The organism is Flaviramulus multivorans, from assembly GCF_021728415.1.
Lineage (GTDB): Bacteria > Bacteroidota > Bacteroidia > Flavobacteriales > Flavobacteriaceae > Sabulilitoribacter > Sabulilitoribacter multivorans.
Map to the genome: position 1 here is coordinate 180287 of NZ_JAKKDV010000006.1, position 9954 is coordinate 190240.

Annotated in this window: 4 protein-coding genes; all 4 read right to left on the reverse strand. The window is 33.0% G+C overall.

The window, feature by feature from the left end:
- Window positions 1-3: 3 nt before the first annotated feature.
- Window positions 4-2097 carry a PKD domain-containing protein gene (locus L3X39_RS13335; RefSeq protein WP_237232355.1) on the reverse strand — a complete coding sequence of 698 codons (2094 nt, stop codon included), beginning with the start codon at window positions 2095-2097 and terminating at the stop codon, window positions 4-6.
- 11 nt (window positions 2098-2108) lie between these two features.
- On the reverse strand, window positions 2109-3587 hold the full coding sequence (locus L3X39_RS13340) for a RagB/SusD family nutrient uptake outer membrane protein (RefSeq protein WP_237232356.1): 1479 nt from the start codon (window positions 3585-3587) through the stop codon (window positions 2109-2111).
- A gap of 12 nt (window positions 3588-3599) precedes the next feature.
- The gene (locus L3X39_RS13345; protein ID WP_237232357.1) at window positions 3600-6614 is read right to left on the reverse strand and encodes a SusC/RagA family TonB-linked outer membrane protein; all 3015 of its coding nucleotides are present in this window, start codon (window positions 6612-6614) and stop codon (window positions 3600-3602) included.
- A gap of 228 nt (window positions 6615-6842) precedes the next feature.
- A complete protein-coding gene (locus tag L3X39_RS13350; protein ID WP_237232358.1) occupies window positions 6843-9653 on the reverse strand; it encodes a helix-turn-helix and ligand-binding sensor domain-containing protein in 2811 nt (936 codons plus the stop codon).
- Window positions 9654-9954 lie beyond the last annotated feature (301 nt).

The window sequence follows — 9954 nt, forward strand, 5'->3', positions numbered from 1 at the left end:
TTTTTAAATTCTTACTAGTTTAAATTGCCAAAATACTCCTGAACCCGCTTCGACATATACCGACATAGTATTAGCATCGATAAACGACACATTATAAGTAATTGAAGAAGGAACTGCTACGTTAGGAAGCTCACCTTGGTTATTAGCCTTTGGAATTCCTATATAAGCTCCTGTTCCATTTATAGTTATAGTTCCAGATCCTGAATCGTAAGCATATGTTGCTGATGCTGTTCCATCATACGGAGCAACTGGTGTTCCGCAAGCGTCACCACCTCCTTGCCAACCTTCAATCCATGACTCACTTCCTAGACTATTTACAAACGACCCATCCGTTTCGAAAACAAAAGTATCATCATAATAGCAAGCTCTCGTAGTAACACAGCCTGCATCACAATTCCACCAGCTTGTATCTCCTACAGCAGGTCCAACACCCAAGGCTCCAGCTTCTGAAGCTACTTGCCATGTACCTGCAACTGGCGATGCAACAGCGCCATCTCTAACCAGTTTAAATTGCCAAAATACTCCTGAACCTGCTTCAATATAAACTGAAATCGTATTTGCATCTATAAATGATACATTATAAGTTATTGAAGAAGGAACTGCTACGTTAGGAAGCTCCCCTTGATTATTAGCTTTTGGAATTCCTATATATGCTCCTGTACCATTAACCGTAACTGTACCAGCACTTTCGTTATAGGTATACGTAGCAGATGCACTACCATCATAAGGCGCCACTGGTGTTCCACAGGCGTCTCCACCACCTTGCCAACCTTCAATCCATGATTCACTTCCTAAATTATTTGAAAATGAACCGTCTGCTCCAAATACATATGTATCGTCATAATAGCAAGCTCTCGTAGTAACGCAACCAGCATCACAATTCCACCAGCTTGTATCTCCTACAGCAGGTCCTACACCTAGGGCTCCAGCTTCCTCAGCCATTTTCCAAGTACCAACTAATCCTGTTGGCACACTCGAAGGTGCTTTATAGAAATAAATATTATCAATAAATACTGTTCCAGATGCCCAAGGATCTCCAACAAATTTTAATTGAAAAATCTCAGTAACTGTTAATCCTTGGTCTGTATAATCTGAAATAGGAATTTCAATACTTGTCCATTCACCCGCAGTTAAATCAGACCAAACTGGTGCTTCTGTTACTGTTCCTGAAGCATTATTTATTAAGGATGTTTCAATACGATTTATGCCTTCTGCTGTCCAAACATCTAGATGCAAATATTCCATACCTGATACATCTATAGATGTACCATCTGCCAATGCAATACCTTGGTAACTTAAATTGATATATTGAAGCATAGTATCTCCATTCAAATTAAATTCATTCCAACTGCTTCCTTGACCTCCTTGTCCCCAATCTGGGAAATAATTTGTATCGGCAACATCTGTATATACAGAACTATAAATAGAAATAACATCTTCTGAATTTCTATTTGGTTGTGTAGGTGCAGAAGCTAATGGCTGTAAAATAGCAGTAACTTCAAACTCTTCAGTATAAGAAGTGGTTTCTATAGCTGCACCTTTTGCAGTAACCGTAATGGTATACGTTCCTGCATCTTGATATATATAAGAAGCGGCTTCACCAATATTAGCTTCAACTACATCTGAACCATCACCAAAATCCACTTCAAAAAACATAGCATAATCTGCCGTAGCAGTTACATTCACTTGTTTAGATATAGCAGCATCATTCTCAATTGTTACTACTAAGTTTTCAGGTGATTTGAATGAAACCATTATTGCCTGCGTAGTTGACGTTGTTAAACCATTTAAGCCAGTTGCCGTAATTATTGCTTCATAACTTCCTTCAGTATAAGTGTGTTCTACACTTCCACCTGGTTTTATTTCACCAGAGATTGGAGAACCATCTCCAAAATTTACTGTAAAGCTTACTACACCTTCTCCAAGTGGCGTAATTGTTACTAGTCCTGTATTATCTTGAGTAACACTTACTGAAGCCGACACATTAGTTGGAGCAGCGATAGCTTTTACATAATCTGTATTATCATCTTCTTGAGAGCAACTAATTGCCATAAGTGCTACAAGAAATAATCTGAATGAATACTTTAAAATTTTCATAGTCTTATTTTTTAATAGTTTGGATTTTGTTGCCAGTTACCATTTGAAAATTGAATTTCTTCAATTGGAATAGGAAACACCTCGTTTTTACCTGCTGTAAAACCATCAATTTCTTGAGCAGCTTTACCAGTTCTAACCAAATCGAAGAAACGATGTCCTTCTCCCACTAATTCAACACGTCTTTCATGAGCAATAGCATCTGTTAACGCAGCACCAGTTGAAGTTACATTATGATTAGAATCACCAAAAGCACGTGCTCTAACACGATTTAAGAACCCTTGAGCTTTAGTATCATCAATATTACCACGATTATAAGCTTCGGCCGCCATTAACAAGACGTCAGCAAAACGAATAGATCTGTAATTATTAGGATTAGTTAAATTTTGATCACCTGTATTTAAATCACCTTTTCTTGCAATATATTTTCTATTGAAGTATCCTGTATGCTCATTTCCTGTACCAAAGGTTGCGCCTGTTTGTGCAGCCCAATTATCAATATCAAGAATTGCTACATCCTTACGTAAATCTCCAGCTTCAAAAGCATCAACAACTTCTTGCGTTGGAACATTAAAACTAAACCCAGAATCGAAAAGAGGTCCTGAATAATTTCTAATACCATTAAATCCAACTGCTACGTTTCCTTCACTACATTGTAAACATCCAAATCCAGCACCTTCGGCATCTGTATATTGAACCTCAAAAACCGATTCAATACCATTTTCTCCAGAATGTTCAAAAATAGAATCGTAATCACTTACTAAATCATAAGGTCCGTTGGTAATTAAATTATCGAGTACTGAAGCAGCCTCTGAAAATTTATCTTGGTACAAGTATGCTTTTCCTAAAAGCGCCTGTGCTGCACCTTTAGTAACACGTCCAACTTCTGGTGCAGTATAATTTAAATTGTCTACAGCATATTTTAAATCGGCTTCAATTAAAGCATATACATCAGATACTGGAGATCTCGGTATCGTAGTTTCATCACCTAACTCAAATCGTGATTCTTTCACAGGTATTGGCCCAAACCACTTTACTAATTCGAAGTAATAGTATGCTCTTAAAAAACGAGCTTCTGCTATAATCATTTCTCTTCCTTCAAAATCGGTTTTATCTTGAAATTCTAAAAGAAAATTAGCACGATTTACACCTGCATACATCCAGTTCCATATATCTCTTAAGTTACTATTAACAGGTGTATGAATCATATCATCGATTTGCTGAAATCCAATAACATCTGTTGGACTTTCGCCTCCACACAAAGTGTTATCAGAGGCTATTTCACCTAACATCACATTTACATAGGTTGCTTGTAATAAATCGTAAACACCTACTAGTGCATTATAGTAATCTGTTTCAGAGTTAAAATAACTTTCTGAATCTATACTATATCTATCTACTTCTTCTAAATAAGAATCTCCACAAGAATTAGCTCCGAACACTAATAATATTACAAAGAGTCCTTTTGATATTTTACTTTTATAATTTTTCATATTGCTAATTTTTTATATTGACAGGTTTAAACCTAAAATAAATTGTCTTGAAATTGGGTAAAACCCATAATCTATACCGCCACCAATAGCTGAACCACTTGTAGCTGCAGGATCGTAACCGTTGTATTTTGTAAATGTAAACGCGTTATTTACCGAAGCATATAAACGAAACTTGCTTATGCCTAATTTATCATTTACATCTCGAGGTAAAGAATATCCTAATTGAATATTCTGAATTCTTAAGAACGAAGAATCTTCAACATAAAAATCCGAAAACAGTTTGTTAGTAGTTGCTCCAATAGTTGTTCTTGGAACTGAATTGCTCGTACCCTCACCTGTCCATCTGTTTAAATAAAGATTTAAACGGTTTACATTTGGTTGATCACGTTCATAGTTTCTTACGGTTTCTTTACCTAACTCAGCATACATATAAGTTCCAAAGTCAAAGTTTTTATAATTAAAACTTAAGTTTAAACCCATAATATAATCTGCTTGTGGCTTTCCTAAATAGGTTCTATCATTAATATTAATCTGTCCATCGCCGTTTACATCAACATAACGAATATCTCCAGGCGAAGCCGCAGAACCTAAACCTGCTTGCGATGGATGTGCATCCACTTCGGCTTGGTTTTGGAAAATACCATCTGTTTTTAATCCGTAAAAGTATCCTATAGGTTGCCCAACTTCTAATCTTGCAATAGCTGGTTGACCGACACTAAAAGAACCTCCTTCTGAAATTATACCATCTTTAACTTCAGTCACTTCTCCATCAATTTTTGTTACATTGTAGCTAATTCCAAATGATACGTCCTCAGAAAATGATTGCTTATAATTTAAAAATAATTCAATTCCTTTATTTCTTGTAGAACCTGCATTTGTTGTTGGCAAACCAGCACCTGGAGCAGATGCCCCTAAAATACCAGACACAGGTAAGTTGCTAATTAATAATCTATTTCTATCCTCTATAAAATAGTCAGCAACAATTTCTAATCTATTATTAAATAAATTTACATCCAAACCTATATCAAGCTTTTCCGCCGATTCCCAAACCGAACTAGGAGTTGGGATTCTTCCCGTAGCTACACCAGAAATTAGTGCATCATCAAAAACATAAGTTGCTTCTCCAGTTAATAGTGCTCTGTACAAATCTCCACCAGCATTATTACCTAAGTTTCCGTAACTTCCTCTTAACTTTAAAAAGTTTATCGTTTTAGAATCTTTTAAAAAAGCTTCATCAGAAATTTTCCAACCCGCAGTAACCGATGAAAAATAATCAGTTCTATTTTCTGGTGCGAAATCTGACGCTCCATCTCTACGAATCAAAGCAGATAACAAATATTTTCCATTATAATCATATTGAAATCTCCCAAAGTAAGAGGACAATCTATTATCGTAAATAAATGACCCTGTACTTTTAGCTTCACTTAATCCGTTAGCTAAAGAAATATCTGCAAATTCCCATGAATTATTAGGAACGTCAAAACCTGTAGCATTTAATCCATCTCCCCAATCACGTTGTGCACTTGTACCAACCGTAAAGGTGGCGTTATGGTTTTCAAAGAACGTTTTACTGTAATTAGCAAAAGTTTCCCATGTGTAAGTATTATAAGTATTTCTGTATTGATTCACACTACTTCTATCATTGTTAAACACCTTTCCAGAACCATAATTAACTATAGGAGAAAAAGATTTACCTTTATCATTGTATGCTTTTAAACCAATACGAGAAGTAATAGTTAATCCTTCAATTGGCGTATAATCTAATTGGAAAGTACCTTCTATAGAACTACCACTATATTCATTAAAAGTGTTTGCAATTTGAGATAAAGGATTAATTACTTCATTTCCTAAAAATCCAGAAACATCTTCTTGATTTAAGCTATACGTTGGCGCATAATTTAAAGCATTAAATAATGGTGTACCCAAAGCATTTTCACCAATAGATTTTCTTTTGTTATTAAAATAGTTTGCCGAAGTTGTAAATTTTAATTTTTCGCTTATATCTAACCCTAGTTTTACTTTAGCATTTGCTCTTTGAAAATTAGATTTATCACTCGCAACAATACCGTCTTGCTCTAAAATTGAACCTCCAAAATAATAAGTGCTTTTTTCTCCACCACCTGTAACAGTAATATTATGACTTGTCATTGGTGCTTCTTCAAACAGTTCACTTTGCCAATCGGTTCCAACTCCTAAATCGCTAACGTTAGGAAAAGGTAATGTTTGCCCATTAGCAGCATAACTTTCATTTAATAAAAGTGCATATTCGGTAGCATTTAAATATGGTAATTCGCGAGTTGTTTGCTGTATACCCGTATATCCATTATAACTAATTTTTGCAACACTGCCTTTTTTACCACTTTTTGTTGTTACTAAAATAACACCGTTTGCACCCTCAATACCATATATAGCAGCTTGAGCATCTTTTAATATCGAAAATGTTTCAATATCACTCGGGTTAATGGTGTTTAAATCTCCTTTGTAACCATCAATAATAACTAACGGACCATTGTCGCCGTTAGAACTAACACCTCTAATTAAAATATTGAATCCGCCACCAGGTGATCCGGAAGGTGCTGTTACAGATACTCCGGCTGAAGTACCTTGTAAAGCTTGTGCCGCATCTATGGGCCTTAAATCTTCTAATGTTTCGGCACTTACAATTGATACAGCACCTGTAACATCCTTTTTCTTTTGCGTTCCATAACCAACCACTACTACAGCATCAAGTTGAGCTATGTCTTCCTGAAGTTGTATTGTAAGTTTGGAGTTGTCTGCAATCACTACTTCCTTTGTTATATACCCAAGATAACTAATCGAAATAGTTGAGCCTGATTTCACTTCATTTAAAGTAAAGTTACCATCAAAATCTGTACTAGCACCATTACTTGTCCCTTTTACAATAACATTAGCACCAGGAATAGGAAAACCTGATTCGTCTTGTACTACTCCGCTAACAGTAATGTTTTGCGAGCTGGAATAAGTAACTACGAGTAGCGCCAAAATTTTTAATAACGTGTGTCTCATAAAATGTTTAGTTTAAGTATGCTTAAAATTACATTCTATAAATGATGAATTGATAAATTTTACCACTACAAAAAATATACATATTTAAAAAACATGCCTGTTTTTTATGAAATTGTTATTTATTATATTGATTTTTTAGAAAAAACCTGGTTTTGTTAAGCTGTAACCATTTAGCATTTTACCAGAATGTTGTGGTCTTGTATAGGTAATAATTGCTTATGTAGTAGTTTATATTTCTAAAATATAATCTGTTAAGCTCGATTCATGCTCTAAATTCATCTTTTTTCTTAGTCTGTACCGTTTTACTTCTACACTTCTTGGTGAAATATTTAGCAAAGGGGCAATTTCTTTTGACGAGAGGTTAAGCCTTAAATAAGCACACAATCTTAAATCATTTGAAGTCAATTCTGGATGTAATGATTTTATCTTTTTTAAAAAATCTTTATCTGCATTGTTAAATGCTTCCTCAAAAAGATGCCAGTCATCATTGTTATTAATGTTTTTGTCAATGATCTTAATAACTTTAGATATATCCCTATTATCTTTAACATTTTTGAGCTCGCTTTTTATACTATTTAAAAATTCATTCTTCTTAATTAAGCTCATAGTTGACGTTGCCAGTTCTCGGTTTTTGTTTTCAATATCTTCCCTTAATTTTTCATTATTAAACCTTGCTAACTGCTCCTTATTCTCAAGCTCCTTTAACTCCAATTGGCTTTGCTTTTTTTGTAACAACTTTTCTTGCTGCTTTCTATAGTAGCGCTTATATATATTATGCATAAACAATGAAAACAATAGTACGAGTGCAACATAAACAACCAACATTTTATTAGATATAAACCAGGGTCTTTCAATTCTAAAATTATAGCTTTCAATATTATCAGATATAGTATCCCCAAGTCGGGCTCTTACTTTAAATGTATAATCCCCGTGTGGCAAATTTTCAAATAATTCATTAGATTTAGTTGACCATTTGCTCCAATGATTATAAATGCCTTCTAATTTATATTGGTACTCTGGCTCTAAAAATTTGTTATAATTAGGCACACTAAAATTAAACTCAACATTATTTTCAGTATATTTTAATTCACTTTTAATTGACTTATTTAAAAGAATGATTGAATCTTTATTTTTGAACTTACTTTTAGTTATTAAATTTATAGAAACTAAAAAAGGTTTCGGCTTAATCTTATTTATATCGAATATTATATAACCCTTTGAGTTTCCATAAAGAAATTTATTATCTTCAAGATGCGTTATATTTTCATATCCTAAAACATCATTTCGCGAACTAAACGGTATTGGAATTCTATCAATTTTAGGAATATTTGTAAGCTTTCTTGGTGTTAAATAACTCAATCCATGATGCGATAATGCCCAAAGTTTATTAGTAGAATTATCAACAATAAGTTTTCCAGAGGTATATTCGTGTTTGTCAAAAAGTCTACTGTAAATGGAATCTCTAATGAAATCATCATCCGTTGCATTATACTTAAAAATTCCATTTCTATGAGAATACAAAATATCTCCTTCATACTTTACTAAACTTGTATGTATTCCTTTTTCAACAGAAGTAACTTTCTCAATGTTTATAGCTTCAGTTAATTCATCATTTAAAGTTATTTTAAAAACTCCTTTATATTCATGACTTACAAATACAAAATTTTTTGAATATAAATCAAAATGTCGGCTCGAAATATCAAAGCCCTTGATTTTATTTCTTACTTTCCAAGTGCCATCTACTATCTCTAAAACATACAAGCCTGTATAATTTCCCTGAAGCAATAATTCAGTATTACCAATTGATTTAATATTCCATGTTCCTTGAATATTTGAAATTAAATCTGCTCTATCATCAGTTACCACATATGTTCCAGAATTGTGACCACAAAATAAAGTACCGTTAATTACACTCAAAAACCAAACAGCACCTTGTGTCCCTTTAATAAAATTAAAAGGTTTATTAGTATTATATTCTTTGTAAAACAATCCTTGATTTGTACCTATATACAGGTTCCCTTTGTATAATGCGGATGCATTTACCGCTCCTATCCTACCTTCTTCATCATTATAAATACTTAAAGGGGATTTTATATTAATGCAATTTATTCCGTTTTCTAAACCCAACCATAAATTGTTTTCTATATCCTCAAAAACTGAAAGTGTAGTGTTATTACTGAGCCCTGTACTTTGATTTAGCTTATGTTTAATATCGCCGTCTGAAGAAAGAAGTAAAATCCCATCTGAAATAGTACCAAGCAAAAAACTATTATCCTTTAACCTTAAACTACTATAAATCCGGAGCTTTTCAAGCTCATCATCAGCCGAAATATTCCATTTTTTTAGATCATTATTATCAAGAATAAAAAAACCATTGTCTTCGGTTAAAAAAAGTAGTTTTCCATAATAATTAAAAATATTAGCTAACAAATTTTCTTTGAGTAAGATGTCATCTGAAACAAGTTTAGCCTTTCCATTTATTATCTCATATACCCCGTCATTTACCTTTTGGAAATAAACGCCTTCGTTTACTTTAAACATTTTATAAATAGTCGATTCAGAATCTATAATTGAATAATTTTCTGATCTTTTGTTATATATATAAATTCTATTTAAAGATTGAAATAATATCCAATCATCAATGGCAACAATATTCCATAATTCTTCATCCTCTAGAAAAGAAATATTCAATTTGTCAGATAAGGAATAATAAATAAGAGCCCCTGATTCATTCCTTGACCAATATCCAAACTCTCTATAACAACCAGTATAAATAAAACCATCAATGACTTTAACTGATCTTATTATAGTCTTATTAGGAGATGGGTAAACAGTCCATTTTGCTCCATTAAACTCTAAAAGGCCTTTATTATTTGCTACATAAATGGTATTTTCATCGGACTGTGAAATAGACCAATTCTGGTTATCTGCACCATAGTCATTTGGAGAATATACTTGAATAGGCGGTCTTTCCTGTGCTTGAAATATAAGTATGGCACAAAAAATAGTAATTAAAAGAATAAACCGCTTTGAATTCAATGCCCTTTATATTTATTATTCGTTCTAATAAATATAACAAAAATAACTTCCGAAATATTTATGTTTTCAATATATCATAAAATACTTAAAAAATTACAATATTAGAAGTATATTGATATATAAAAAACAACTCCCTTCATGTTTCCATGAAGTGGGTTTAAAAAAGGTAACGACTCTACGCTCTCACAAATTTAGTACCATCGGAACTAATAGGCTTAACTTCCTATAAAGTCCGTCTTATTTAATTAATAATAGCTTTTTACTTATTTCAGTTTAGTTTATCACAAAAAAAATCCCCAAC

Bases quoted from the DNA above. Each gene is read 5' to 3' on its own strand.
- L3X39_RS13335 (WP_237232355.1), bottom strand. From the start codon at position 2,097: ATGAAAATTTTAAAGTATTCATTCAGATTATTTCTTGTAGCACTTATG.
- L3X39_RS13345 (WP_237232357.1), bottom strand. From the start codon at position 6,614: ATGAGACACACGTTATTAAAAATTTTGGCGCTACTCGTAGTTACTTAT.
- L3X39_RS13340 (WP_237232356.1), bottom strand. From the start codon at position 3,587: ATGAAAAATTATAAAAGTAAAATATCAAAAGGACTCTTTGTAATATTA.